Below are 24,725 nucleotides of genomic sequence, written 5' to 3' on the forward strand. Positions count from 1 at the left end.
CGGACTTGGCAAGATATACGGCGTGAAAATTTCTAGCTCGCAAACGACCTGCCAGATGGCAAAGATCACTAGGATCAAAATACTCTTTTTAAAAACCTCCCTCACAGCCCATCTCCGTTGTGACAGCCGTTTTCGCAGTATAAAAGCTCGATGATCTGGTAGTTTTTAAGCTCGCTAAATTTATATGAAAGGGCGTTTTCTATCTTCTCTTTACTGCTAAGGCTTAGTGTTTTTACGCCCAAATTCGTAAAAAAGCCAGGCGGTATCGGACTTTGCTCGATACTACGCATCTTTAAATTTATAGCGTTTTGCTCCCTAAAGCTTTTCCACGTCAAAAATGTGGTTCTCGCTAAATTTAGCCTCCTGCCAAGCTCGGCCAACTCCTCACAGGGCGTCGTCACGTAAAGCCACTCGTCCTCTTTTAGCTTTGAGCTAAGCTCGATGGCGCTTTCTATTAAAATAGGGTTTAAATTTGATACAAGGCTGGCGTGCTCTTTGAAATTTGCCCTGATGAAATTTGCAGCCCTAGGACAGCGACTATCAAAGATGAGCTCGCTTTGTGTAAGGCTATTTTTGTATGCGTTTTTGACGCTATTAACGTGATCTTTTTCGCACTGGGCTACGCTAAAACCTTTGTCTTGCAAAATTTCTTTAAGCGCCGCAAAGTCGTAGATGTTTTTTACAACAGGATTTAACCAAACCAGTTTTTTCATAAGAGCTCCCGTCAAATTTAAAGACAAAATGTAATAATTGAAATCAGAATTGTATCATTTGAAAGCAAAAAGACGGCTTTGGAAGCCAAATTTATAAGAAAACGGCTAGACTTTTACGTCCGGCTTTTGCTTTTTCTGCGATTTACCACGAGTCTTAGTATGCTTTTTTAAGCCTCATTAGCTCTTTTAACACGCTTTCTCGCGTGTTTTCTTTAAATTTAAGCCCAAAGCTTGCCGATAAATCAGTCAAATTTGACTAATCTTGCGTCGTTAAATTTAAATTCAAAAAGCACTCGCGAGACAAGCCGCTTTTAAATTTTACGACGGGAGCTACCGCGCGGGTAATGACCGAGCTAAATTTAAAAGCAGCGAAATATAAACCAAAAAGACGAGCCGTAAATCCTCAAATCTAAACGGCTTGCCTTAAGCCTAACGCCCTCTCTGCAAACCCCTCTCCCACGATAAACTCCGTCGTATAAACCAGCGCGCGGCCTTCCTGCGCGTCCTTGATTCGGATGATCAGGCGTTTGTTGTTTTTATCGGCTGCGGCGCGGTGTTCGCCGATGGCGGCGCGGTAAATTTGCGTGATGAGATCCTTGCCCGTTTCGTCCAAATTTAGCTCTAACACGAGATCCTCAAGCTCTCTTTTGACTCTGCTTTCGCTAGATGCCGAGCCGTTTTGGTAGCTACCGCCGCTACTTTCTTTACGCTGCTTAAAGCTTCTGCTTTGGAAATTCATATCGCGCGCGTCCTCTAGGCTCACGACGTCGATTAGATTTATGCGAGCGCCCTGATCGTCGCGGCTGTAGCGCACCTTAAATGCTAACGGAGCGTCCTTTTGTTCGCCCGTTAGGCTCTCGATGAGCCCCTTTTCGGAATCAAACGCCGCAACCTTAAACGTACTAAAAAGATCCATAATGCTTAGCATCATAAACTCTTTGCCGCTCTTTTTGCTCGTGATGCTGGCGACCTCTCTGATCTTGCCGACGACTAGGATCTCGCTCGTTTTATCTATCTTGCCGAAGTCCTTGCTAGGCGTGTGTTTTATCTGCTCGATTTGCTCTTTGTATTTTTCGAGCGGATGCGAAAAGTCCATGCCCATAGCCTCGTCAAGAGTCAAAATTTTATCCAAATTTATGCGCATAAACTGCCCGTCTTTGGAGTAGCGCACCTTAAAAACGTGCGGCAGATCGCGCTCGTCGGGGCTCATACTCTCAACTGCGCCAAGCTGCCTGTCAAACACCGCGATCTCGACAGTGCCGTACAGATCGAGCATCTCTATAGTGCCCATTTTTTTGCCGTTTTTCTTGCTGATCCTGGTGGTGAGGTCCTCGATCTTGCCCACGAGCAGCATCTCGCCGTTTTCGGGTAGCTCGTCAAATTTATCGCTCAAGGTGTATCTTATTTTTGAAATTTGCTCGCGGTACTCGTCTAGCGGGTGACCCGAGAGGTAGATACCCACGCTTTCCAGCTCAAATTTGAGCTTGGTTTTTAGCTCTAGCTCGGAGTCGTCGCGCACGAGACTAGTTTTAACCGTCGCCATACTCTCGTCGTCGCCAAAGAGGCTCTCGGCCGCGTTTTTCTTGATAGTCGCGGCGTTTTTGCACGCCTCTACGATGTTATCGAGGTTATTTAGCATCATCTTGCGCGTTAGGCCGAAGCTATCAAACGAGCCCGATTTTATCAGGCTTTCAAAGACTTTTTTATTTACCTTAAAGTTATCCACGCGCGAGACGAAATCATCGATATCTTTAAACTCGCCCTTAGCCTGCTCCTCTAAGATATTTTCTATAGCCGCGCCTCCGACGCCCTTTATAGCGCCCAGACCGTAGATGATGGCGTCTTTGCCGCCTTCGCTAACGACTGAAAATTCTTTGGCCGATTTATTGACCGATGGCGGCAGGATAGCGATATCTAGGCGCTTACACTCGTCGATGTAGCGCGAAATCTTATCGGCGTTGGTCTCCTCGCTGGTGATGAGAGCCGCCATAAATTCGGCCGGATAATAAGTCTTCAAATACGCCGTTTGAAAGGTCACGTAAGTGTAGGCCGCGGCGTGGGATTTGTTAAATCCATACGAAGCAAAGTGTAAAATAAGCTCAAACAGCTCGCCTGATTTTTTACCGTCTAGCCCCTGCGCCTGGGCTCCTTCGATAAATTTACCCTTTAGCCTATCCATCTCCTCTTTTATCTTTTTACCCATAGCGCGGCGCACGAGATCGGCGCCTCCTAGCGAAAAGCCGCCGATGGTCTGCACGATTTGCATAACCTGCTCTTGATATACGATGACGCCGTATGTGGGCTCTAGGATCGGCTCAAGCTCGGGGAATATATACGTGATAGGCTCTAGGCCGTGCTTGCGCTTGATGAAATCAGGGATAAGATCCATCGGACCCGGGCGGTAAAGCGAGATCATCGCGATGATATCCTCGAAGCAGTCCGGGCGCATATCGGCTCCGACTTTTTGCATGCCTTCGCTCTCTATCTGAAACAGCCCCAGCGTCTGACCGCTGCTGATCGTCTCGTAAGTTTTAGGGTCGTTTTTATTGACCTGCTCCCAGATGATCTCTTTGCCGAATCTCTTTTTTACGAGCTTGACTGCATTATCGATCACGGTTAGCGTCTTTAATCCCAGGAAGTCGAATTTGATTAAGTCCACGTCCTCTAGATACTTTAGGCTATACTGCGTGACGAAGTGATCCTCCTCGGCGTTTGGCTGGCGGAAAAGCGGGGTTTTGTTCCACAGCTCCTCGTTTGAGATGACCACGCCTGCGGCATGCATGCCGGCGTTTCGGTTTAGGCCCTCTAGATCAAGGGCGAATTTCCAAATTCTATTTGCATTTGAGTTGGTCGCTATCAGCTCCCCGATCTTTGGCTCTTTTTCAAAGGCTTGTTCCAGCGTGATGCCTAGCTCGTCGGGTATGAGCTTAGCCATCGCGTCGGCCTCGGCGTACGGCATATCGCATACGCGCGCGACGTCTCGGATGACGCCCTTTGCCAGCAGCTTACCGAAGGTAATAACTTGCGCGACGTTAAATTTACCGTACTTTTCGATGACGTAGTCGATGATCTCGCCGCGGCGGTTTTGACAAAAGTCCACGTCGATATCGGGCATGCTCACGCGCTCGGGGTTCAAAAAACGCTCGAAAAGCAGGTTGTAGGGCAGCGGATCAAGGTCGGTGATCTTTAGGCAATATGCAACCAAGCTTCCCGCCGCAGAGCCGCGTCCCGGGCCTACCGGCACGCCGCGCTTTTTGGCTTCGTTGATAAAGTCCCAAACGATCATCATATAGCCGGGGAAGTTCATCTTATTTATGATATCTATCTCGCGCTGCAAACGGGTACGGTACTCCTCGTGGCGCTCTAATGGGACGAATTTAAGCCTATCCTCTAGTCCCTGCCTGCACTCGTGCTCAAATAGCACGCTGTCGTTTGGTATGCTGTAGCGTTTATCAGGCTCCGGCAAGCTCAAATTTCGCTCGGCGGCGTACTCGAGCGTAAATTTAAAATTTGGCGGCGTAGCGTCGCCTAGTTTTATCGTGAGGTCGCATTTATCTACGATTTCTTGCGTGTTTGCGACGGCTTCGGGGATATCGGCGAAAAGCTCGCTCATCTGCGCGGGCGTCTTGACGTAAAACTCGTGCACGCTGTGGCGCAGGCGGTTTGGATCGTCAAGCAGTTTGTTCATCGCGATACACATAAAAACCTCGTGAGCTCCCGCGCGTTGCTTAAACGTATAGTGCGTGTCGTTGGTTGCGATTACTTTGATATTTAGCTCTTTTGCTAGGCGCAGGATTTCGTCGTCGATCCTGCGCTGATCGCCGATACCGTGGCGCATGATCTCAAGGTAAAAATCATCGCCAAAGACATCTTTATACCACAGTGCGGCTTCTTTCGCAGCTTCGTATCCGCCCGCGCCGAAACGCAAATTTCGCTCGCTTTGGTTGAGGTTCCAGTTCACCTCGCCTTGCAGGCACGCCGATGAACAGATGATGCCCTCGCTGTGCTCTTTTAGCATCTTTTTGTTGATACGCGGATAATAATAAAACCCCTCGATATAGCTCATGGAGCTAAGATACATCAGGTTTTTGTAGCCGATTTCGTTTTTGGCGATGAGGCAGAGGTGAAAGCGCTGTTTGGTGCTTTTATCCCCTAGCTCCTCGCCGTTGTGGATGTAGGCTTCGATGCCGATTAGCGGCTTTATGCCTTCATTTTTCATCGTTTTATAAAAGTCTATCGCGCCGAACATATTGCCGTGGTCGGTGATGGCCGCGGCTTTGACGCCTTGACTTTTTAGCGTTTTGGCTAGCTCTTTGATACGGTTGGCTCCGTCTAGCAGCGAGTACTCCGTGTGCAGGTGCAGGTGCGTAAAATCTGTAAAATCGCTCATTTTTCGTCCTTTTTAATGCTTTTGATTTTACAGAAACTTTGCTTTTAGGCGGATAAATTCGGCCCGGCTAAAATTTAAGCAAGCGCTGAAAATAGGCTATTTGGGCGGATTTTTGGCAAAATTTGAGCCGGAAATTTTTATAAAATGTCGGCTAGGCTTTGCCGTCAAATTTTAACCCGAATTTGACGCTCGGATTTTTGGGCCGGCGGCGTAAAATTTGCAGTCGGCGACGCGTATTTGATCTAAATTTACGACTCAAAATTCGGCTTAAATTTGAGCGGCAAATTTGACGCAATCTCGCAACCGGACGCAAAATTTTGCTAAAATTCGGGTAAATTTAGCAGTCAACGGGAGTAAAATTTGAATACAGCAAACGAACAAGACTCAAATTTAAACGGCGACTTTCAAAACTCAAATTTGGCAAATTCGGACTCGGACAAATTTGCGAGGGATTACGATAAGGAGCCGATAATTCTCAAAAACTACGAGAGGTTTTTTGTTGCAAATTTACTTCCGTTTTGTATTTTCGCAACGGTCGTTATAATGCTCGGACTTGATTATTTCTGGCCTGAATTTGACAAAACGCCTCGTCAGATTTTAGTAAATAACATTATTTTGGGATACTTTATCGTGCAAGGGCTGCTATATATCATCATCTCGTATTACGTTTGCGTGATAAAAAATAGATTTGAGGTGAAATTTACCTCAAATTTTATTTGCTTTTACAAAAATGATAAAATCGAAAGAAAATTAGCGTCCTGCGATCTAAATTTATTTAAGAGTTTTTGGCTAATGCCCTCTTCGCGCATTATAGAGATTATTTTTATACTCATGTGTATTTTGATTTTGTGCATAGGCCTTTGGTATTTTATTGTTATTCCTATTGCGCTTAATATTTTATTTAAGCTATTTTTTCATATCGTTTTTTCTGGCAGATTAAAGGGGTTTTCAATATTTTCAGCAATTGTGATTAACGGCTTGCCCCAAAGCGATCAACAGCTTCAATATTCTGGTTACTTGACTGGGCTAGTAGCAAACAAAAACTATCTTTTATACATAATCGATAAGAAAGCTTATATAGAAGTAAAGGAGTATTTTGAACAAAAAAGCAATATCGAAATAGATGAAATCAAAAAATATTATTTCTAGTGGACCATTTTTAAGCCAGATGCTTCATATCGTCAAATTTATCGTTTCAAATTTTATCGGCTAAATTTCTCTTTAAACATCTCAAGTAAATTTGACAAAGTGTCACATTTTGACGCGTCAAGGCCGAGCTTAAGGGCGGCAAATTTATAGTGGATTTTGGCACCGTCCGTTACGCTCACCGCAGGTGCGCGCGAGCTTTTGGATAGCTTTTTGCCGCCCTGCACTAGCAAGCCGTGATGGATGAAATTTGCGTTTTCAAAACCGTAGCCCAAAATTTGCGCCGCGTATTTTTGCGCCGCCGAGCACGCGAGCAGATCCTCGCCTCGCACGAGCAAATTTACGCCCAGCATCTCGTCGTCCACGAGGCTAGCGAGATTATACGCTGGCGTGTCGTCCTTTTTCCAAACGACGAAATCGCCCAAAATTTGCGCCAAATTTACGCTTTGAGTTTGCGCGAATTTTTCCGTTTCAAACGCCGATTCGTCTATCAAATTTAAGCCGTCCGAATTTGCCGAATTTAAAATGCGTTCTTCTAAATTTTCTACCGCGTTTAGGTTAAATTTCTTATCGCCCGGTTTGCCTCCGCCAAAGCCGCGCAAGTTTGTCAAATTTTTTAAACCGTTTGCCGCGCCGTCTTGCGCTTTTTGCTCATTACTCCAAAGCCCGCCCGCCATGCTCGCCTCCGCGCCAAAGCCGCACCCCAAAGCGTCAAAATTTATCAAATTTTGACGGACGTTAATTTGCGCTCGGTCGATAGTACGTAGCCGCATAGCCGTTTCGTCTTTTTTAAATTTAAGATTTTTCTCCGCGCAAACCCGCGCGTAAATGCCGTTTTTAAACGAGCTTTTCATAGAGTGCGAGCACTCGCAAGCGTAGCAAACGCCTTTTTGCTCAAGCGTTTTTAAAGCGTTTTGGTAAGCGCCGAGCCGAAATTTTGAGCTAAATTTACTCTCAAATTCCCCCACTCCGCCGGGCCCGCCGTCAAAATCAATGCCCAGCATATCAAGCACGCGAAAGATGTTTTCCACGTATTGCCTGCGGTAGCGCGGCAAGTCGTAGTCGTCGATCCTTAAGTATAAAATCCCGTCAAACGCGCGAGTAAAAAGATAGGTCAGCAAGAAGTTATAAACGTTGCCCGCGTGTAAAAAGCCGCTTGGCGTCGGAGCGATACGAGATGTGATTTTTTGGTTCATTTGGAGCGAAATTTTGACTAAAAAGCTTAAATTTAAAAATTAGTTAGAAGCCGCCAGATTTGACGGCCAAGATTATTCTTTAGGTTTAGATTCGTTTACTCTTAGAGCTCTGCCGCCTACTTCCTTATTATTTAGCGCTTCGATCGCTTTTAGCGCATCTGCGTCGTTTTCTATCTCGACGAATCCAAATCCCTTTGAGCGATTCGTGTCGCGATCTTTGACGATTTTCGCGCGTTTTACTTCGCCAAACGGCGCAAATGTATCCTTAAGCTCTGCCTCAGTCATGCGATATGACAAGTTACCGACGTAAATATTCACAGTAACGTTTCCTTAAATCAAATTCCCGATAAATCGGTTAAGAGATGATACCTGAATTTAAATAAAAAAGCTAGATAAAAATTGATATTTTTATAATTTTTTGTAAATTTAAACCTCAAGAAACGCTTTTAAAAATTTATTTTTTATTCGGAAATTTTGTGCTAGGTAAAATTTGCCGTAAATTTAAGGCGTTTTGGTCGTGAAACGTAGGCCGATCGGCGCAAATAAATTTTAATTGAGCTAAGAAGCGCGATTTTATCGGAGTTTTATACAACTTCACAACCGCAAATTTAACGTTTGCACGCTTTGTTTCAATTTAAGCCGCGCCTTCGCCAAAAGCAAAGCGCGCGGCATTCGTTAAATTTGAACCATCAAATCGTTATTTGACAAATAAAAGTCCGCTTTTCACTTCGTTATAAACTTGCTCGCCGCTTAAAACCTTAACCAGATCCAAAGCAAACTCCATCGCGGTGGCAGGGCCTTTTGAGGTTATGATATTTCCGCTTTGCACGACGTTTTTATCGCTCACGTACGTTCCGCCCTCGACGCTAGCCTCGCAGCTAGGATAGCAGGTATACTCGCCCCTCATGATCTCCGCCACACCAAGAGCTATCGGCGCGGCGCAAATGGCGGCGACGAATTTGCCTTTTTTATCAAACTTTTTGATCGTCTCTCTCATTTTTAGGTTACCCGAGAGATTCGTGACGCCTGTATATCCGCCAGGCAAAACTAGCATATCGTAGTCGCCCTCCTCAAGGTCGTAAAGCGTCATATCGCAGACGAATTTCACTCCGTGAGCACCCGTGATAGGTAGCTTGTCAAGGCCTACTATATGGGCCTCCACGCCGCCTCGTCTAAGCACGTCCACGATGCTAACGCCCTCTATCTCCTCAAACCCGTCGGCAAAAATCACGGCAACTTTTTTCATAATTTTCTCCTTAAATTTTCCATAATTATACTGCTATTTGTTAAATTTACGCTATAATCGGCGTACTTTAAATTCGAAAGGAAGGAAAATGGAAGTAAAGATTACGTATTGCAATTCTTGAAACTATAGACCGGTAGCTTCTCGTGTAGAAGATGAATTTTTAAGTCAAATCCCAGGCGCTAATATTAGCAAAATCGTCGGTAGCGGCGGAAACTTCATAGTTGAAGTAAACGGAAAAGTAGTATTTTCCAAAAAAGATCTGATCGGCACGGAAGTAAATGCCCTGCCAAATCACGAAGAGATCGTTGCTTTGGTCGATAGCGTTAAAAAATCAGCCTAAAGTCTAAGCCGAGGCTTAGGCCTTGGCTTTTATTTATTCAAATTTTATCTCGTCTTTTTCATATTTTTTCAGCAAGCCATTTATACGCCTCTCAAAAATTTTCCATCTAGCTTCGCTTCCATGTTTTTCAAACAAACTTAACGCTTGACGGGTCAAAATTTCTTCTTCATGCTTTATGAGTAGATATTCAAAAAGTTGATCAATCACCGCTAGGCCGTTTCGCTCCAGCATCAAATCAATCAAATTTCGTTTGGTTTTTATCTCGTCAAAAAAACTAAATACCGCTCTTAAATCGATTATTAAATTTTTGCAAAGCGCTGCCGTGTCGGTATTTTCGTTGATTTCATAGTAAGGTGTTTTAGAGTCTATGATAGATGAAATCCTATCTCTAAAATGGCATTCGTATTCTTTGGGTTTTTAGACGGTTTCTTTGCCGGTTGCGGCGTCTATAAACGCGCCGTAAATGCCGCAGTTTACGTAAAATCTAGTTTCAAATGCGGTATTGCCGCTACTTTTTTGAAAATTTACGACATAGATAAATTCGGGAGTATTTTTGTAGAAATTTAGCCCGTTTTTGGTAAAGCCGTTATCTTTAAACAGCGGCTTTACTTGGGCTATGAGCTCGTCAAATTTTGCTTTCATCAAATTTGACGACTGCGATTATTTATTTGCGCGCTCGATGTATTCGCCGCGGACGGTATCTACGCGGATAACCTCGCCCTCAAGCACGTGGAAAGGTATCTGTACGACCGCGCCGCTCTCAAGCGTAGCAGGCTTTTTACCGCCCTGGGTGTCGCCTTTGAAATTTGGCGGAGTCTCGACGATCTTTAGCTCGACGACTTGCGGCACTTCTACGCCAATAGCCTTGCCGTTGTGAAACAAAATCTCAACCATCATGCCGTCTATCATCCATTTTTTAACATCGCCTACGTCCTCGTCGCTGATTGCCACTTGCTCGTAGGTCGCAGTGTCCATAAACTGGCAGAACTCGCCGTCGTCGTAAAGATACTGCATCTCTTTTTCTTCCAAATTCGGCTGATCGCATTTGTCGCCTGCATGGAACGTTTTTTCAAGCACTTTGCCGTCGATGAAAGATTTGATTTTCGCACGAACGAAAGCTGCGCCCTTGCCCGGTTTTACGTGCTGATACTCGACGACTTTATACGGAACGCCGTCTAGCTCGATCTTTAGTCCTTTTTTTAGGTCGCCCATAGAATAGGTTGCCATTTTCTCTCCTTGTAGTTTTAAAGGGTGATTATATCAAAAAAGCTTTTAGTTTAGTTTAAGAAGCGGCGAGGAGGCAAATTTGACCGCGCCCGCCGAAGTAAAACTCAAATTTAAGGCTTAAATTTGAACTCGCCTTTTTCCTTGCTTCGCTCGGACTGCGAGTGGATTTCTCTCTTCATCTGTTCGCTTACGCTAGGATCGTCTTTTTGTATCTTTTGAAATTTCTTTTTTTCGGTCAAAATTTTCTCGAAATTTTTCGTAGTTTGCTTTTGCACCTCGCTCTCGCAACCCGCAAGCAAAAGCAAAATCGGAATAAAAAGTAAAAATTTCATATTTAAGCCCTCCTTAAATTTAAGCCCGCATTAGGGCTTAAATTTAGACAACTGCGTATTTTGCCCATACGCAAACGTCAAGATCGTTTAGCTTAGCCAGCGTCTCTTTGGTTATCTTTTCATCGACCAACACGACCGCTAGCGCCATACCGTGATCGTCGCGTCCTAGGCGGAAATCGGCGATATTGATCTTTTCTTCGGCGAGGATAGACGAAATTTTAGCGATAACGCCCGGAACGTCGTTGTTTTTAAAGATAATCATCTTGCCTTTAGGCTTAAAGTCGGTCTTAAAGCCGTTTATCGTCACTATGCGTTGCTGATTTTCGCCAAATACCGTTCCGCCGATCGTCACGACGTCGTTTTCGGTCGTGATACGAACGGTGATTTTATTTTTGAAAATACTATTGCCGCCGACGCTGCTCTCCGTCGTTATACCCTTTTCGTCGCACAAAAATTTAGCGTTTACGTAGTTTATCGTATCGCCCAAGCTCTCTTTTAAAGCACCCACGATCGCAAAGGTAAGCATAGAGTTGGCGTACTCGCTGATAGGGCCGTGCGTCTCGATACGGATAGCTTTGATAGCTTTTTTGTTGATCTGCGCGGCAAGGAAAGCCATCTTGCTCGTAAGCTCGATATAAGGCTCCACAAAAGGCGGTAGGTCTTCTGTTTTTATCGGTAAATTTAGCGCACTAGGATAGCTGATGCCGCGAGCCGCCGAGATAGCCTGCTCGGCTGCGGCGATAGCGATATTGGCTTGAGACTCCAGCGTATTTGCGCCAAGATGCGGCGTGACGCTGACGTTATTTAGCTCAAGCAGCGGATGATCCGTCGCCGGCTCCTTCTCAAACACGTCGATACCGGCAAACGCTATCTTGCCGCTTTTTAGGCCGTTATACAGCGCCTCTTCGTTGTAAAGGCCGCCGCGAGCACAGTTTATTAGGCGCACGCCGTCCTTCATCTTTGCGATCTCCGCCTCGCCGATCATATTTACGGTTTCTTTATTTTTCGGAGTGTGTATGGTGATGAAATCGCATGCAAGGATATCGTCGAAATTTCGCGTATAAACGCCGCCCATATCGGTTACTTTCGACGGATCTATATACGGATCGTAAGCAACGATTTGCATACCGAAAGCCGCAGCCCTAGTAGCCACGCGAGAGCCGATGTTGCCAAAGCCGATGACGCCTAGAGTCTTGTTAAAAAGCTCGACGCCGTACCATTTCTCGCGTTTCCAAATTCGGTCGATTTTTAGATCGTTGTGAGCGTACGGAAACGAGCGGGCGGCGGCTAGCATGTGAGCCATCGTTAGCTCCACTGCGGCGATCGTGTTTGCCGTAGGGACGTTCATCGCGATGATGCCGCGTTTTGAGCAACCGTCTATATCCACGTTATCGACACCCACGCCCGCACGAACGAGAGCTTTTAAATTTTTAGCCGCATTTAAAAACGCCTCGCCGACCTCGGTCGAGCTTCGCGTGATGGCCACGTCAGCCTCGCCTAAGATCTCCAAAAGCTTGTCTTTAGGCATACTTACCGCATCGATTACTTTTATATCCTCTTCGCGATTTAAAATTTCAAAGCCGACTTTATGTATTGCGTCGCACACTATTATCGTTTTCATAGCTTGATCTCCTTAAAGGTTGAGCGTATATCATACGCTTTAAGTTCGTTTATAACGCGGTTTAAAACGCCGTTATCTTGCGTGTTGATGTAAATTAAATTTTGCGAATTTTCTTTTACTACGCTAAAATCTACGGGTATGTTTTTTAATGTTTGAGTAAGGCAAAACATCGAATAGATATCGTTTTTATCGACTATTAGCTGATAGGCTGTTTTTATGACGGCTTTTGACTCGTCTTTAAATTCTACAAATATCTCGTTGCTTGCCAAAGCATATTTTCTAGGGGCTAAATTTGCCATCTCGCCGACCCAAGAAGCTGGGCCGCTAGACAAATTTTGCTCCTCGTTATTTTGCGATATCTTTAGCTCCGCAGGCGCGGGCGCTTTTAAATTTACATCCGCATACTTATACAGCAAAGCGCCGCATATACAGACGAAAATCAGTATAAAAGCCATCGCGCCCCAGAGCAGATATCGCTTCATTTATTTACGATAGCTGCTCTTTGATAATGTCGCCCAAAGTAACTTTATCGTCGCTATTTATCTCGTTTAACACCTCGCGCTCTTTTTGTCTCGCAAGGCGTCTTACGCTTAGGCGAATTCTATTTTTCTTCTCATCGATAAAGGCTATCGCAGCTTCGATATTATCGTTTATGTTTAGACTTTCAGCACTTACGCTACCGAGGTCTTCTTTGCGGATGAGCGCATCAACGTTATCGCCAAGCTCTACAAATACGCCGAATTCTTTAATGTCGCGAATTTTACCCGTCACGATGTCGCCTACGTTAAATTTCTTTGCATAAGCTTGTACCGGGCTTTGTTTTAGATCTTTTTGGCTAAGCGAAATTTTTTGCTCGTTAGAGTCTATTTTGATGATTTTAACCTCAATCTCATCGCCTACTTTAAATAAATCTTTGCACTTGTCGTTTCTATCCCAAGAAGCATCTTCGTTGTGAAGCAAACCTTCTACTCCACCGATTCTAACAAATGCCCCAAAGTTCGTCACGCTAGTAACTACGCCTTTAGTAACGTCGCCTTCTTTAAATTTAGCCTTAAATTCGTCAAACGGTTTTTTGAGCAGATTTTTTAGGCTCACTCTTAGGCGGCGATCTTTCGCGTCTATCTCGATAACCTCGACGTCAAGCTCCTCGCCCTCGCTGATGTGATCTTTTGGATTTTTGATATTTTTATCCCATGAAATTTCAGAAATGTGCAAAAAGCCCTCTATATCATTGCCAAGATCGACAAATGCGCCGTAAGGCTCTATGTTGCTGACCGTTACTTTTATAGTGTCGCCCACTTCTAGACCGTCTTTTATCTCATCCCAAGGATCGGGAGTTGCAGCCTTGATAGATAGAGACAGGTGCTTCTTCTCATTATCGTATTTGATAACTTTTACTAAAACCTTATCGCCCTCTTTGTAGATAGAGCCAGGATTTACCGGTCCTTTATAGCTTATCTCGCTGTAGTGTACGAGTCCGTCTACTCCGCCCACATCTACAAACATGCCGTAGGTAGTGATTTTCTTAACTATACCCTCTATTACGTCCGTATTTTCAGCGACTGCGGATATCGCTTCTCTTTTTTTCTTTCTATCTTCGTCGAGTAGTTTTTTTCTCGACACGATGATGCTTTGCTCGTCTTTGTCTATCTTTATGACTTTTACTTTAAAAGACTTTCCGATTACAGCATTATCTTCTCTGAAGCCGCTTTGTGAGCGAGGCAAGAAAAACTCGATACCGTCATTATTTTGAGCAACAAAACCGCCTTTGTTTTTACCGATTATTTTTACGTCGAATACGTCTTGATTTTCTTCGTTATATGAGTCTATGTAAGCTTTTACTTTTTCTTTTCTAAGCACTTTTTTGTGAGAAACGATAGGCTTGCCGCCTCTTGAACCGGTTATTACGACTTTTATCGTGTCGCCAGCTTTAAATTTAAGCTCTCCGTTTTCGTCTTGGATCTCGGAAATATTTAAAATTCCCTCTGATTTTTTACCGACGTTTACAAAAACCTCGTCGCCTTTAATATCGACGATTATTCCGTCGCTATCTTCTTCCGTCTTTCTAAAAGACTCCTCTAACATCGCGGCAAAATCGTCGTCTTCGATACCGTCGTTTGCCTTACTAAGCTGAACTTTTTTGTTCACCGCAGCCATCTTGTTCCTTTTGTATATATTTTGCTTTTAACACAATTAGACTTAATTTTACTTAATATTAACTTATTTGTAGATTAACTTGCGAAATTTCAGGGTCAAATTTAAAATTTTGTTTAAAAAAGTAATGCTTGTTTATTAAATTTGAAAGCTCTCTAGTTTATCAACAACTTTTTGGATAATCCAATCGGGCGTAGACGCTCCGGCGCTCACTCCACAGAGTTTTTTCCCCTCAAACCACGCGCGCTCTAGCTCTAGTTCGTTTTCCACGAGATAGCTATCCTCGCAGGCGGTTTTTGAGATGAGATAGAGCTGTTTTGTATTTGAGCTGTTTTTGCCGCCGATTACGACCATTACGTCGGCTCTAACGGCTAAGTTTTTAACCGCTTCTTGGTTTTCAAAAGTAGCATTACAAATCGTGTTAAAAACGCGCACTTCTTTTACGCGTAGCATCAAATAATTTACGATTTGCATAAATTTTTCAACCTTGCGCGTCGTTTGGCTGATGACGGCTACCTTTTGCGCTAGTTTTACGCCCTCTAGCTCGCTTTCTTCTAGTACGACGAATACCTTACCGACGGCATATGATTTCACGCCCTTTATCTCAGGATGTTTTTCATCGCCGAAAATCACGATGTCGTAGCCCTCTTTGCTCATTTTCTCGCAAATTTGCTGAGGTTTGGTGACAAAAGGGCACGTCGCGTCGATCACCTTTATATCGCTTTTTTTTAGCTCGGCCAGGTCGCCCTTTGTGATACCGTGCGTACGTATGATCGCCTTTTTTTCGCCGTCGATTTCATTTATGCCTTCAAGCGTTTTAACGTTAAAATTTTTATTTAGGCGGTTTATCTCGTCGTTATTATGTATGATAGGACCGATAGTTACGGCATCTTTGGCGTTTTCGGCAATTTTTATAGCGCGCTTTACGCCAAAACAAAAGCCGTAACTGCTAGCAAGCTCAATCCTCAACGCTAGCTCCCAGTTGTCTTAAAATCCCGCTAAAATTCGGAAACGAAGTCGCGATAAATTCGCTCTTTTCTATAACCATTCCGCATTTTAACCCAAGTACCGCAAAGCTCATCGCGATACGGTGATCGCCGTTGCTATCGATGATGGCACAGTTTGCCTCGCCGCCTTTTACGCTAAAGCCGTCTTCAAATTCTTCGACTTCAAGCCCGCATTTTCGCAGCCCTTGCACCATGATAGCGATGCGGTCGCTCTCTTTTACGCGAAGTTCTTTTGCGTTTCTCACGCTACTAGTGCCCTGTGCATTTGCAAATGCGATGGCAAGTGCTGGCACCTCGTCGATTAGCCACGAGATATTTTCGCTCACGTCCACGGCCTTTAGCGGCGCATGCTTTATCTCGATCTCGCCGATACTTTCGTATGTGCCGGAAGTCTCTTTAAACGTTACTTGCGCGCCCATTTTGGCTAAAATTTTAAAAGCCTCCACACGCGTTTTATTTAGCAGCATATTTTTTAGCACGATGTGAGAATTTGGGATTATCGCTGCGGCTACGGCAAAGAAAAACGCCGAGCTAGGGTCGTTTGGGACGCAAATTTCAAGCGGTTTTAGCGGCGCATTCATCGGTTCAACCTTGACGCCATGCGGTAAAATTTGCAGGCTCGCTCCCATGCCTTTTAGCATGCGCTCGGTGTGATCGCGGCTAAGCTCGGGTTCGCTAAGCTCGCAGCCGTTTGACTTTAGTCCAGCCAAAATCAGCGCCGACTTTACCTGCGCGGAAGCGATTTTGCTATCAAATTTAAAATGCTCCAGCTTCTTGCCGCGGATCGCCAAAGGCGCGTGATCTCCGCCGTTTGCGCCGTCTATCTTTGCCCCGACGCTGATCAGCGGTTTAGCCACGCGCGCCATTGGACGACGATTTAAAAACTCGTCTCCGCTTAGCACGAAAAAACCCTCGCTAGCAGCCAAAAAGCCCATAAAAAGCCTCATAGCCGTGCCCGAGTTTCCGCACTCTAAAACAACGCTAGGCTCTTTTAAATTTGCGCTCGGAGTTATGATTAGCTCGCCCTCTTTTTCCTCGATACGAGCGCCTAAATTTTTTACGATTTCTAGCGTATTTAGCGTATCCTCGGCCTTTAGATAGTTTTTCACGCGGCTTGGTTTATCGCTCAAAAGCGAAAATATCGCGCATCTATGCGAGATAGATTTATCGGCCGCTATGTTCTCCAGGCTCGCGCTTATCGGCGTTCTTAATGCGTAAACTTTCATCTTAGTCCGATATTTAAATTTTGCTTTAAAGCGTCCAAAATTTTATCCATTATCGCCGCTACTTCCTCGTCCTCAAGCGTTTTTTGTATATCTTGGAAGTTAAATTTGACACTCAGACTCACGTCGTCTCCGAGCTTATCGTCCGAATATATATCAACCGGAGAAAATTCTTTTAGACACTCGATTTTTAGCGCGTTTATACACTCTTTTATCGCTTCAAATTTCATGGTTTTAGGCACGATCAGGCTTAGGTCTCTACTGATAGCCGGGAATTTCGAGTAAGCCTTGACGACCGCACCTTCAAATTTAAGCTTTTCAAACTCTATCTCGCAAAGATAGGTTCGCGGTAGATCGCGCGCGGCCTCAACTCGCACGTCTACGCGGCCGATATATCCCACGCAAACGCCGTTTTGATAGATTTTCGCTTGTTCAAATTCGCTTAGATATTTTACGTCGTCGCAGGCTTTTAGCTCAAATTCGCCGATCGCGTTTCTAACCGCCGTAGCAAAGCCCAAAAAGTCGATATCGGCAGGCTTTGCACCGTTTAGCAGGCTAGGCTCTCTCGTTAGTCCGCTAGCTACGAAGCCAAATCTCTCGCTTTGCTCGCCGCTCTGGCTAAATACGCTACCGAATTCAAAAATTTTGACCGATTTTCGCTGATTTTTGACGTTTCGCTCGGCCGATTTTAGCAAGTGGTTTGCAAGCGTCGGCCTTAGCGTGTTTAGTTCGCTATTTATCGGGTTGGCTATCTCGGCCTTACAAGGCGCAAAACCGAGTGCGGCTAGCTCGCCGGCATCGTCAAATACATAATGCACGCTCTCGAAAAACCCGGCTGCGGCGGCTTTTTTACGCAAATTTAGCGCGTTTTTGTAGTCGGTAAAAGTATCGTTTATGCGGTTTGCTTCGCTGAAATTTAGCGGCTTTGAGGCGATATTATCGATACCGACCATTCGCACGATCTCCTCGCATACGTCCTGCGCATTTACGATATCGTGGCGAAATAACGGCACTTTCACGTTCGCACCCTCTTTTTCGGCGTTAAAAGTTAGGCTAAATCCAAGCTTTTTAAGTATCCTCACGACGTCGTTTTGTGCGACTTCTTGACCGATCATTTTTTGCATTTCGCTCATCGTAAAGCTCACGACCTTTGGTTCGCGCGTCATCACGCTTTGCTGAGAGCCCGCATAAAGCGCAACCGATTTTAGCGCGGCTAGCTGTTTAAATAAAAAATCGGCTCCAGAACCTACGTTTGGCTCGCTACCTCTTAGCGAGCGGTAAGCTTGCGCTTGGCGCGGCATTTGCTTATCCTCGTAAACGGTTGTCGCGATGACTTGAGGATCGGTGTAGCTAGCCTCTACTATGATTAGTTTGCTGTTTTCGTCAAGTCTAGCCGCATCCGTCTGATACACGCCGCCAACGCCCAAAAGCTCGCCGCCGGCTAAAATTTCAGTCGCCAAATTTGCGCCCTTTTGCAGATCAAAAACAGCGCGCTCGTCGTCCTTTTTGAGCTTGGCGTAGTCATACGCGCTAAACAGCACGCCGGTTGAATGCGTAGCGTAGTCTAGCAGACGCTCGATGCGGTTTTGTTTATCACATTCGATCAGCGCCAAACGGATCTTCATCAGCAAATTTTCATCAAAATACTCTTTTATCTCAAAAGCGCGGTACTGAAAGCTACTTTGTAAATTTTCCTCGGCGTGGATAGCCAAGATGCGCCCGATACCGAGCAAATTTTCGCCCTCTTCGTATCTGGCGGCATCTTTTAGCGGCAGATCAAGCGCCGCCGACAGATCCCTCGCTACGCCGTAGACGCTTAGGCAGTCGCCGCGATTTGGCGTTAGCTCGATCTCGATGATGTCGTCGTTTAGTAGCGGATATTCGCAAATTTCTTTACCCAGTTTTAGTTCGCCGATACTTTCATCTAGCGGCATTATGCCGTCGTTTGTTTTTACGAGGCCTAGTTCAACGGATGAGCAGATCATGCCGTTTGACTCCACGCCGCGTAGTTTTGCCCTCTTTATCTCTAGGCCGCTTGGCATAACGGCGCCTGATAGCGCCACCGGCACGAACTGTCCGGCCTCAACGTTTTTCGCGCCGCAGACGATTTGTAGCGTCTCGCCGCCTACGTCCACTTGGCAAACGCTTAGTTTCTCGGCGTTTTCGTGTTTTATCTTGCTTTTTACGTAGCCTACGACGATGTTTTTAGGCACCCTGATCTCTTTAAAGCTATCGACCTCAAGCCCGATCGAATTTAACGTCTTTAGTAGAGTTTCGCTGGTCACGTTTGAGATATCTAGCCATTCGTTTAGCCAATTTCTTGAAATTATCATTTAAACTGCTCCAATAATCTTAAATCTCCCTCGAAAAGCGAGCGCAAATCAGGAATTTGATGAAGCAGCATCGCAAATCTCTCGACTCCGAGTCCAAATGCGTATCCGCTCACGTTTTTGTAGCCGACGGCCTTAAAGACGTTTGGATCGACCACGCCGCATCCTAGCACCTCGAGCCAACCCGTTTGCTTGCATACGCGGCATCCGTCGCCGTGGCAGAAAATACAGCTAATATCGACCTCTGCGCTAGGCTCCGTAAATGGGAAAAAGCTAGGGCGAAAGCGTACTTTAACGTCGCCAAACATGTATTTTAAGAAATTTTCAAGCATTGATTTTAAATTTGCAAAGCTCACCGCGCCGCCCTCCTCGACCACGAGGCCTTCTACCTGATGAAACATCGGCGTGTGCGTTAGATCCATATCGCGGCGAAACACCGTTCCCGGCGCTATCATGCGAATCGGCGGCTTTTTGCTCATCATCGTGCGCACCTGAACGGGGCTAGTATGCGTGCGAAGGAGTCTAAAATCCTTAAAATAAAACGTATCCTGCATATCGCGCGCAGGGTGATATTTAGGTAAATTTAGCGCCTCGAAGTTATGAAAATCATCCTCTATGAGCGGCCCAGTCTCGAGCGAGAAATTTTGCATCATAAAGTACTCGATGATCTTATCCATCGTAGCCATCACTGGGTGCAATGCGCCCGCACCGCTTGGCTCGTTAAATAGCGTAATATCGATGGCTTCGGCCTTCATTTTGGCTTTTATCTCGCCGCTTTCAAGCTCGGTTTTTTTAGCCGCTAAAAGCGCTTCAAATTCGTCTCTTAGCTTGTTTAAATTTGCCGCAAATTCCTTCTTGGCCGCTTCGTCCATATCCTTAAGCTTAGCAAACTCCGACGTGATCGCGCCCTTTTTGCCTAGTAGCGCGACGCGAATCTTGTCTAAATCCGCCAAATTTCCGCATTTTGCGATACTTTCTCTATACTCTTGCAAGTTTTTACCTTTACTGAATTTTAGGATAGATTGTAGTCAAAATTTGATAAAATCTGCCTAAAAGGCGGGAAATTTTAACTTTTACTTGTTATAATTAAGCCAAATTTTAACCAGGAGAAAATCATGACGATATTCGAAAAAATCGTAGCGGGCGAGATACCTTGCAACAAAGTACTAGAAAACGACAAATTCCTAGCCTTTAACGACATAAATCCAAAGGCTCCGATTCATATTTTGATTATCCCGAAAAAACACTTTGAAAATTTCCAGGAGATGGACGGGGTGCTGATGGGCGAGATGACGAAATTTATCCAAGAGGTCGCGGTGCTGATGGGCGTGGATAAGAGCGGATACCGCCTAGTGACGAACTGCGGCGAAAACGGCGGCCAAGAGGTCATGCACCTGCACTTTCACCTACTAGCCGGAGCAAAGCTGGGCTGGGTTGATACCGCAACCGATCCGCAAAGCACGTTTTAAATTTCAAATTTACGCCCAAATTTGAGTGTAAATTTTACTTAGCGAGCCGACTGCAAGCTCGGCAAGCTCGCTAAATCTCTAAAAAGACCGCCGCTTTTGCTAAGTCGAGCGGTCAAATTTGACTCCTTAAATTTACCCTTTCAGCCACCCGTTTAAAATTTCAATCTGCGCCGCGACGCTCTCATTTGCCGTACCTCCTTGCGACTTGCGCGCCTCTTTAGAAGCGTTTAGATCAAGAAATTTAACCGCGTCACCGCCCAAGCTTTCATCCACGCTTGCAAGCTGCTGCGCATTTAGCTCGCTTAAATCCAAGCCCAAATTTTCCGCATACGCCACGGCTTTGCCCGTGATGAAGTGCGCCCGGCGAAACGGCACGTTTTTCTCCCGCACGAGATAGTCCGCCAGATCGGTCGCCGTGAGATGCCCGCGGCGCGTCATCGCGAGCATATTTTGCTCGTTAAATTTAGCCGTTTTTAGCATCTGTTTTAAGATTTCAAGGCTCGCAAGCGCGGTGGCGACGCTATCAAAAACCCCCTCCTTATCCTCCTGCATGTCCTTGTTGTAAGCTAGCGGCAAGCCCTTCATCACCGTTAGTAGCGCGACGAGATTGCCGTTTACGCGCCCCGTTTTGCCGCGGATTAGCTCAGCGACGTCTGGATTTTTCTTTTGAGGCATGATGGAGCTGCCAGTGCTATAAGCATCGCTAATGCTTACAAAGCCAAATTCCTGCGAGCTCCAGAGTATGAGCTCCTCGCAAAGCCTAGAAGCGTGCGTCATGAAAACGCTAATGTTAAATAAAATCTCCAGCGCATAGTCGCGGTCGCTCACGCTATCCATCGCGTTTGGCGTCACTCCTGCAAAGCCTAGCTGCTGCGCGACCGACTCGCGGTTTATAGGGTGCGGCGTGCCCGCAAGAGCGGCGGAGCCCAGCGGACAGAGGTTATTTCGCTCGCGCGAGCTGGCAAAGCGCTCGTAGTCGCGACGAAACATAAACGCATAAGCTAGCAGATGGTACGCAAGGCTCACTGGCTGAGCGTGTTGAAGGTGCGTGTAGCCGGGCATCAGCGTGTCCGTGTGCCTGCTTGCGATATCTCGCAACGCAGCGACTAATTCGCGGATCTTTTCGGCAACCTGAGCGCCGCTTTTAAGCACGTAGAGGCGAAAATCGAGCGCGACCTGATCGTTTCTGCTGCGCGCCGTGTGTAGCCTGCCTCCAAGATCGCTTCCGATGAGCTCGCTTAGGCGCTTTTCGACCGCCATATGGATGTCCTCGTCGGCGGTTTTAAACTCAAATTTACCGCTTTTTATCTCCTCAAACACGGCATCAAGCCCCGCGACGATCTTTTCGCTCTCCTCAGGCTTTAAAATCCCGCAGGCGCCGAGCATCCGAGCGTGAGCTTTGCTGCCCGCGATATCCTCCTGCCAAAGCGCCCTATCAAAGCCGATCGAGGCGTTAAACTCCTCCAAAAGCGCCGAACTCGCCTCGCTAAAGCGCCCCTCCCACATTTTTTTCACGCTCGCTCCTTCGTTTAAATTTTCGGTGATTTTATAAAATTTAAGTCGCAACACATTAAATTTACTCTATTATAGCAGTTAAATCTTTAAACTGCGAGGTATAGACATGAGTGAAATTTCTTTCTATTTTGAGGAAGGTGATTTCGTGTTAAAAGCCAGTAGAGTTGTTAAAGCCGAAAAGAGCGGCACGCTTGTCTTTCGAAACAAAATGAACTCTGTGTTATTCCCGGTTAATTTCACGGCTAGGGATTATGATATTTTCTTTACGATCTGCTGGTATGCAAAGCAGATGGGCTATGTTGAAAATGCCAAATTTATTGAAATGCCTTACTCTGAAATTTGTAGATTTATGCCGTCCGGCCTGAATAAAACCAGATTTAACGATGAAGTAAAGAATTTTAGAGCCAAAGTTCTAGGGCAAGACGGCGCTGCCATCTATAGGAGTGTCGAAATTACCGAAGATGATGAAATAACTACCGTAGGCGTATTTTTTACGGATATTCGGATTTTTAGAAATAAGCAATCATTAAGTTTTAGATTAAACCCGGTTGCTCTTGAGATTTTATTCAGTACCCTTAAATTTATGAAAATAGATTTAAACGACTTTGTTGCGATTAAGGGCAAATTTGCCAAGACTTTATATCGACTCCTGCATCAATACGAAAACGTAAAAGCCGATAAAGACGGCTTTAAGTGTGTAAATTTTAATAGAGACGACTTTGAAAGATTTATGAGTGCACCGGCTAAATATAACGCTTCCGATTTGGATCGCTTTGTAATTAATCCGTCTATAAACGAATTAAATGAAAGCTATTTCAAAAAACTTCTTTTTGAGAAAAGAATAGCTGACGGCAATAAAAAAGCGGTGGTCGGCTACTCGTTCAAATTTATTTTGAATGAAAAATCAGAAAGAATAGGGGCTTAAAACTGCGCCTCTTGTCGCTTTAGGCGCATAACCCTATTGCTTTGATCCTTATCGTCGCTTACAGGGCTTCTAGGGACTTAAAATTATTTTAAAACAATGCATTCCCGGTACAAATAAATTGCCGGGTTCTGCGCTATCCTCTTATTCTCATAGCGATGTATTCGTCCGTATCTAGGTCGTAGTTGTTCGCTTCGGCTTTAAACTGCATCAGTTCGTCAAAGGTAAAAATATCCTTTAGCTCGTATGTGGCTAAAATTTTAACGTCTGAATACGTCAGGATGCTTACTTCTAGACTCTCTGCGATCTGCCTTATTTTCTCTTTCTTGGAATCACTTACGAATACGATATAATTTTTTATATGCTGCACGTCCTTTGGATCGTTTGGCTGCGGCGCCTCGATAAGCCCCATTTTAAACCGCACAAACTCGCTCATGCTGGTGTTGAACCATTTGGCCTGATCATAAATTGTTATCAGCACATCGTCTTTTATATGCGGTATCGGCGTCGTTAGGGCAAGCTCTATAAATTTGGCCAGCGTATACGTCGGATATTTTTTTCGTATTTTTACGGCCAGTTCCTTTGAGAATTTCGTCCCTATCGCCACTTTGCTCTTTTTTGCCGGCGCTTCTTTTTGTGTGTCCGCCCCAGCTATAAATTCCTCTAGCTTGTCCGTAGAGTTGCTTGCTCTTTTAAAGTCCATTTTCTTCCCTTTTATTTTTTAAAATTCTAATCTCTTAATCTTAATAAAAAATAAAATATTAAAAATTAAGATAGCATTATTTTTAATTTTTCGCAAAACTAAAAATAATAAATTTCCTAAATTTATACTAAAAAAACGATAAAATGCTTATTTTTTACCCTTTTAAAAATATCTCTTCGCATAAGTTTTTGATTTCTTGCTCCGCCTTGTTGCCGTCATTCATCTCGACTACGCCGTAGCCTAGTTGTGTGGCTATTTTGTAGCGCTCGCGCTCAAATATGATCGTGCCCGCTAGCCTTATGTAATCCTCTTGAAGCTCCTCGATAAATGCTTTCAGGCTGTCTATTTTCTTGTATAAAAACGGGTTGGTCGAGGCTCGGTTTATTACAATATAGGCTTGCAGCTTTTCGTTTTGCTCTTTGGCCATTTTTACGATATTGACCATTTTGTCTAGGACGCTTACGTCAAACTGGCTTGGAATGGTCGGGATTATCACGATGTCGCTTAGAGCGATGGCTATTCGCATCTCTCTGCTATCTCGGCCGCCCGTGTCTACGACTATGTCTTTGCCGCGATCTACGTTTTGCAGAAATTCCTTTAAATTTTCGCCGTATTTGTAAGCAAAATCAAATGCCTTTGGATGCCCCTCTTCGTTTCGTATATTTAAAAACGTGGCGATCGACTTTTGCGGGTCGGTATCCAGCAGCAAAAGCGACTCGCCTTTTACCATGCCTTGATTTATGGCTATGTTCGTGGCAAGCGTACTTTTTCCGCTACCGCCTTTTTCGTTGCAGATCGATACTATCATCATCTCTCCTTTGTTTGCGTAAAAATTTAAAATGATTATATCGCCTTAAACTTAATAAATAATAAAATATATATTGTTAAAATAATATCTTATAAAATATAATAAAAAATATAAGATATATTTTAAATAAAATTACATAAAAATAGCAATAAGATTTTATAAATTTCTACTCTTTTCTAGTCGATAGTAAGAAGTGCATTTTTATGATAAAATAAAGCATTGCGTTAAATGCGATGTAGCAGATTGCGGCTAGCGTTATAAAGAACGCGTCCGCGTTTAGGATTGTTTCCACCTTATTGGGTAGTTTTAAGAAATATAAAACTGCATTCGTGCCAAAGCCTAGCAAATTTATGGCTAAAAATACCCACATAAATCGCTTGGCG

At 44.8% G+C, this 24,725-nt stretch carries 24 protein-coding genes; 4 read left to right on the top strand and 20 right to left on the bottom strand.

From position 1 onward, the window contains the following. Window positions 1-101 precede the first annotated feature (101 nt). Window positions 102-713, bottom strand: a complete 612-nt coding sequence (locus RWM02_RS03105; RefSeq protein ID WP_314069061.1) for a hypothetical protein — start codon at window positions 711-713, stop codon at window positions 102-104. 409 nt (window positions 714-1,122) lie between these two features. Next, window positions 1,123-5,103: a DNA polymerase III subunit alpha gene (dnaE, locus tag RWM02_RS03110; RefSeq protein WP_314069063.1), complete on the bottom strand. Its 3,981-nt coding sequence runs from the start codon at window positions 5,101-5,103 to the stop codon at window positions 1,123-1,125. Between the two features lie 360 nt (window positions 5,104-5,463). On the opposite strand from dnaE, the gene RWM02_RS03115 reads away from it, so the two are divergent. Beyond that, window positions 5,464-6,252: a hypothetical protein gene (locus tag RWM02_RS03115; RefSeq protein ID WP_314069064.1), complete on the top strand. Its 789-nt coding sequence runs from the start codon at window positions 5,464-5,466 to the stop codon at window positions 6,250-6,252. Between the two features lie 53 nt (window positions 6,253-6,305). On the opposite strand, the gene RWM02_RS03120 is transcribed toward RWM02_RS03115, so the two are convergent. The 3 genes from RWM02_RS03120 to RWM02_RS03130 all read right to left on the bottom strand — a co-directional run bounded on the left by RWM02_RS03120 (window position 6,306) and on the right by RWM02_RS03130 (window position 8,691). Then, entirely contained in the window at window positions 6,306-7,445 is a 1,140-nt protein-coding gene (locus RWM02_RS03120; protein ID WP_314069065.1) for a glutamate--tRNA ligase family protein, read from the bottom strand. Window positions 7,446-7,517: 72 nt separating this feature from the next. Beyond that, window positions 7,518-7,763 carry an RNA recognition motif domain-containing protein gene (locus RWM02_RS03125; protein ID WP_002948394.1) on the bottom strand — a complete coding sequence of 82 codons (246 nt, stop codon included), beginning with the start codon at window positions 7,761-7,763 and terminating at the stop codon, window positions 7,518-7,520. 379 nt (window positions 7,764-8,142) lie between these two features. Beyond that, window positions 8,143-8,691 (bottom strand): DJ-1 family glyoxalase III, encoded by a 549-nt coding sequence (locus RWM02_RS03130; RefSeq protein ID WP_314069067.1) that lies wholly within the window; start codon window positions 8,689-8,691, stop codon window positions 8,143-8,145. 88 nt (window positions 8,692-8,779) lie between these two features. Here RWM02_RS03130 and RWM02_RS03135 point away from each other — a divergent pair, with 88 nt between their 5' ends. Beyond that, window positions 8,780-9,031: a SelT/SelW/SelH family (seleno)protein gene (locus RWM02_RS03135; RefSeq protein ID WP_277418917.1), complete on the top strand. Its 252-nt coding sequence runs from the start codon at window positions 8,780-8,782 to the stop codon at window positions 9,029-9,031. Between the two features lie 33 nt (window positions 9,032-9,064). Here the strand turns inward: RWM02_RS03135 and RWM02_RS03140 are convergent, their stop codons facing one another. The 11 genes from RWM02_RS03140 to pheS form a co-directional block, all read right to left on the bottom strand. Continuing rightward, entirely contained in the window at window positions 9,065-9,262 is a 198-nt protein-coding gene (locus RWM02_RS03140; RefSeq protein WP_314069071.1) for a hypothetical protein, read from the bottom strand. Between the two features lie 186 nt (window positions 9,263-9,448). Beyond that, window positions 9,449-9,673, bottom strand: a complete 225-nt coding sequence (locus RWM02_RS03145; protein ID WP_314069073.1) for a DUF4304 domain-containing protein — start codon at window positions 9,671-9,673, stop codon at window positions 9,449-9,451. A gap of 18 nt (window positions 9,674-9,691) precedes the next feature. Then, window positions 9,692-10,258, bottom strand: coding sequence for an elongation factor P (gene efp / locus RWM02_RS03150; RefSeq protein WP_002948377.1), 567 nt, complete (start codon window positions 10,256-10,258; stop codon window positions 9,692-9,694). Window positions 10,259-10,368: 110 nt separating this feature from the next. Continuing rightward, complete coding sequence (locus RWM02_RS03155) at window positions 10,369-10,590, bottom strand: hypothetical protein (protein WP_314069075.1); 222 nt, start codon at window positions 10,588-10,590, stop codon at window positions 10,369-10,371. A 43-nt stretch (window positions 10,591-10,633) separates the two neighbouring features. Further along, the gene (gene serA, locus RWM02_RS03160) at window positions 10,634-12,211 is read right to left on the bottom strand and encodes a phosphoglycerate dehydrogenase (protein ID WP_314069077.1); all 1,578 of its coding nucleotides are present in this window, start codon (window positions 12,209-12,211) and stop codon (window positions 10,634-10,636) included. Next, window positions 12,208-12,693, bottom strand: a complete 486-nt coding sequence (locus RWM02_RS03165) for a hypothetical protein (protein ID WP_314069079.1) — start codon at window positions 12,691-12,693, stop codon at window positions 12,208-12,210. The genes serA and RWM02_RS03165 overlap by 4 nt, the downstream gene beginning before the upstream one ends. A 4-nt stretch (window positions 12,694-12,697) precedes the next feature. Then, on the bottom strand, window positions 12,698-14,368 hold the full coding sequence (locus RWM02_RS03170) for a 30S ribosomal protein S1 (RefSeq protein WP_314069081.1): 1,671 nt from the start codon (window positions 14,366-14,368) through the stop codon (window positions 12,698-12,700). A gap of 135 nt (window positions 14,369-14,503) precedes the next feature. Beyond that, complete coding sequence (locus tag RWM02_RS03175; RefSeq protein WP_122862656.1) at window positions 14,504-15,334, bottom strand: 4-hydroxy-3-methylbut-2-enyl diphosphate reductase; 831 nt, start codon at window positions 15,332-15,334, stop codon at window positions 14,504-14,506. Continuing rightward, complete coding sequence (gene aroA, locus RWM02_RS03180; RefSeq protein WP_122862655.1) at window positions 15,324-16,598, bottom strand: 3-phosphoshikimate 1-carboxyvinyltransferase; 1,275 nt, start codon at window positions 16,596-16,598, stop codon at window positions 15,324-15,326. The genes RWM02_RS03175 and aroA overlap by 11 nt, the downstream gene beginning before the upstream one ends. Further along, entirely contained in the window at window positions 16,595-18,928 is a 2,334-nt protein-coding gene (gene pheT / locus RWM02_RS03185; RefSeq protein WP_314069084.1) for a phenylalanine--tRNA ligase subunit beta, read from the bottom strand. The genes aroA and pheT overlap by 4 nt, the downstream gene beginning before the upstream one ends. Then, window positions 18,925-19,917 carry a phenylalanine--tRNA ligase subunit alpha gene (pheS, locus tag RWM02_RS03190; RefSeq protein ID WP_314069085.1) on the bottom strand — a complete coding sequence of 331 codons (993 nt, stop codon included), beginning with the start codon at window positions 19,915-19,917 and terminating at the stop codon, window positions 18,925-18,927. Before pheS ends, pheT begins: the two co-directional genes overlap by 4 nt. 123 nt (window positions 19,918-20,040) lie before the next feature. Here pheS and RWM02_RS03195 point away from each other — a divergent pair, with 123 nt between their 5' ends. Then, window positions 20,041-20,394, top strand: coding sequence for a histidine triad nucleotide-binding protein (locus tag RWM02_RS03195; RefSeq protein ID WP_122862652.1), 354 nt, complete (start codon window positions 20,041-20,043; stop codon window positions 20,392-20,394). A gap of 132 nt (window positions 20,395-20,526) precedes the next feature. On the opposite strand, the gene argH is transcribed toward RWM02_RS03195, so the two are convergent. Next, the gene (gene argH, locus RWM02_RS03200) at window positions 20,527-21,900 is read right to left on the bottom strand and encodes an argininosuccinate lyase (protein WP_314069182.1); all 1,374 of its coding nucleotides are present in this window, start codon (window positions 21,898-21,900) and stop codon (window positions 20,527-20,529) included. Window positions 21,901-22,015: 115 nt separating this feature from the next. Between argH and RWM02_RS03205 the strand changes: the two genes are divergently transcribed. Beyond that, window positions 22,016-22,834 (top strand): replication initiation protein, encoded by an 819-nt coding sequence (locus tag RWM02_RS03205; RefSeq protein ID WP_002950347.1) that lies wholly within the window; start codon window positions 22,016-22,018, stop codon window positions 22,832-22,834. Window positions 22,835-22,967: 133 nt separating this feature from the next. On the opposite strand, the gene RWM02_RS03210 is transcribed toward RWM02_RS03205, so the two are convergent. From RWM02_RS03210 to RWM02_RS03220, 3 genes are all read right to left on the bottom strand, one after another. Then, window positions 22,968-23,534, bottom strand: coding sequence for a hypothetical protein (locus tag RWM02_RS03210; RefSeq protein ID WP_002950346.1), 567 nt, complete (start codon window positions 23,532-23,534; stop codon window positions 22,968-22,970). 154 nt (window positions 23,535-23,688) lie between these two features. Then, window positions 23,689-24,342, bottom strand: a complete 654-nt coding sequence (locus RWM02_RS03215; protein ID WP_002950345.1) for an AAA family ATPase — start codon at window positions 24,340-24,342, stop codon at window positions 23,689-23,691. A 166-nt stretch (window positions 24,343-24,508) separates the two neighbouring features. Then, entirely contained in the window at window positions 24,509-24,712 is a 204-nt protein-coding gene (locus RWM02_RS03220) for a hypothetical protein (protein ID WP_021091930.1), read from the bottom strand. Window positions 24,713-24,725: the final 13 nt, after the last annotated feature.

The organism is Campylobacter showae (genome assembly GCF_963515975.1).
Classification (GTDB): Bacteria; Campylobacterota; Campylobacteria; order Campylobacterales; family Campylobacteraceae; genus Campylobacter_A; species Campylobacter_A showae_F.

What these genes read in the sequence shown, in the direction of transcription:
- RWM02_RS03105 (WP_314069061.1), bottom strand. Translation starts at nt 713, where the DNA reads ATGAAAAAACTGGTTTGGTTAAATCCTGTTGTAAAAAACATCTACGAC.
- dnaE (WP_314069063.1), bottom strand. Translation starts at nt 5,103, where the DNA reads ATGAGCGATTTTACAGATTTTACGCACCTGCACCTGCACACGGAGTAC.
- RWM02_RS03120 (WP_314069065.1), bottom strand. Translation starts at nt 7,445, where the DNA reads ATGAACCAAAAAATCACATCTCGTATCGCTCCGACGCCAAGCGGCTTT.
- RWM02_RS03130 (WP_314069067.1), bottom strand. Translation starts at nt 8,691, where the DNA reads ATGAAAAAAGTTGCCGTGATTTTTGCCGACGGGTTTGAGGAGATAGAG.
- RWM02_RS03140 (WP_314069071.1), bottom strand. Translation starts at nt 9,262, where the DNA reads ATGCTGGAGCGAAACGGCCTAGCGGTGATTGATCAACTTTTTGAATAT.
- RWM02_RS03145 (WP_314069073.1), bottom strand. Translation starts at nt 9,673, where the DNA reads ATGAAAGCAAAATTTGACGAGCTCATAGCCCAAGTAAAGCCGCTGTTT.
- efp (WP_002948377.1), bottom strand. Translation starts at nt 10,258, where the DNA reads ATGGCAACCTATTCTATGGGCGACCTAAAAAAAGGACTAAAGATCGAG.
- RWM02_RS03155 (WP_314069075.1), bottom strand. Translation starts at nt 10,590, where the DNA reads ATGAAATTTTTACTTTTTATTCCGATTTTGCTTTTGCTTGCGGGTTGC.
- serA (WP_314069077.1), bottom strand. Translation starts at nt 12,211, where the DNA reads ATGAAAACGATAATAGTGTGCGACGCAATACATAAAGTCGGCTTTGAA.
- RWM02_RS03165 (WP_314069079.1), bottom strand. Translation starts at nt 12,693, where the DNA reads ATGAAGCGATATCTGCTCTGGGGCGCGATGGCTTTTATACTGATTTTC.
- RWM02_RS03170 (WP_314069081.1), bottom strand. Translation starts at nt 14,368, where the DNA reads ATGGCTGCGGTGAACAAAAAAGTTCAGCTTAGTAAGGCAAACGACGGT.
- aroA (WP_122862655.1), bottom strand. Translation starts at nt 16,598, where the DNA reads ATGAAAGTTTACGCATTAAGAACGCCGATAAGCGCGAGCCTGGAGAAC.
- pheT (WP_314069084.1), bottom strand. Translation starts at nt 18,928, where the DNA reads ATGATAATTTCAAGAAATTGGCTAAACGAATGGCTAGATATCTCAAAC.
- RWM02_RS03195 (WP_122862652.1), top strand. Translation starts at nt 20,041, where the DNA reads ATGACGATATTCGAAAAAATCGTAGCGGGCGAGATACCTTGCAACAAA.
- argH (WP_314069182.1), bottom strand. Translation starts at nt 21,900, where the DNA reads ATGTGGGAGGGGCGCTTTAGCGAGGCGAGTTCGGCGCTTTTGGAGGAG.
- RWM02_RS03205 (WP_002950347.1), top strand. Translation starts at nt 22,016, where the DNA reads ATGAGTGAAATTTCTTTCTATTTTGAGGAAGGTGATTTCGTGTTAAAA.
- RWM02_RS03210 (WP_002950346.1), bottom strand. Translation starts at nt 23,534, where the DNA reads ATGGACTTTAAAAGAGCAAGCAACTCTACGGACAAGCTAGAGGAATTT.
- RWM02_RS03215 (WP_002950345.1), bottom strand. Translation starts at nt 24,342, where the DNA reads ATGATAGTATCGATCTGCAACGAAAAAGGCGGTAGCGGAAAAAGTACG.
- RWM02_RS03220 (WP_021091930.1), bottom strand. Translation starts at nt 24,712, where the DNA reads ATGTGGGTATTTTTAGCCATAAATTTGCTAGGCTTTGGCACGAATGCA.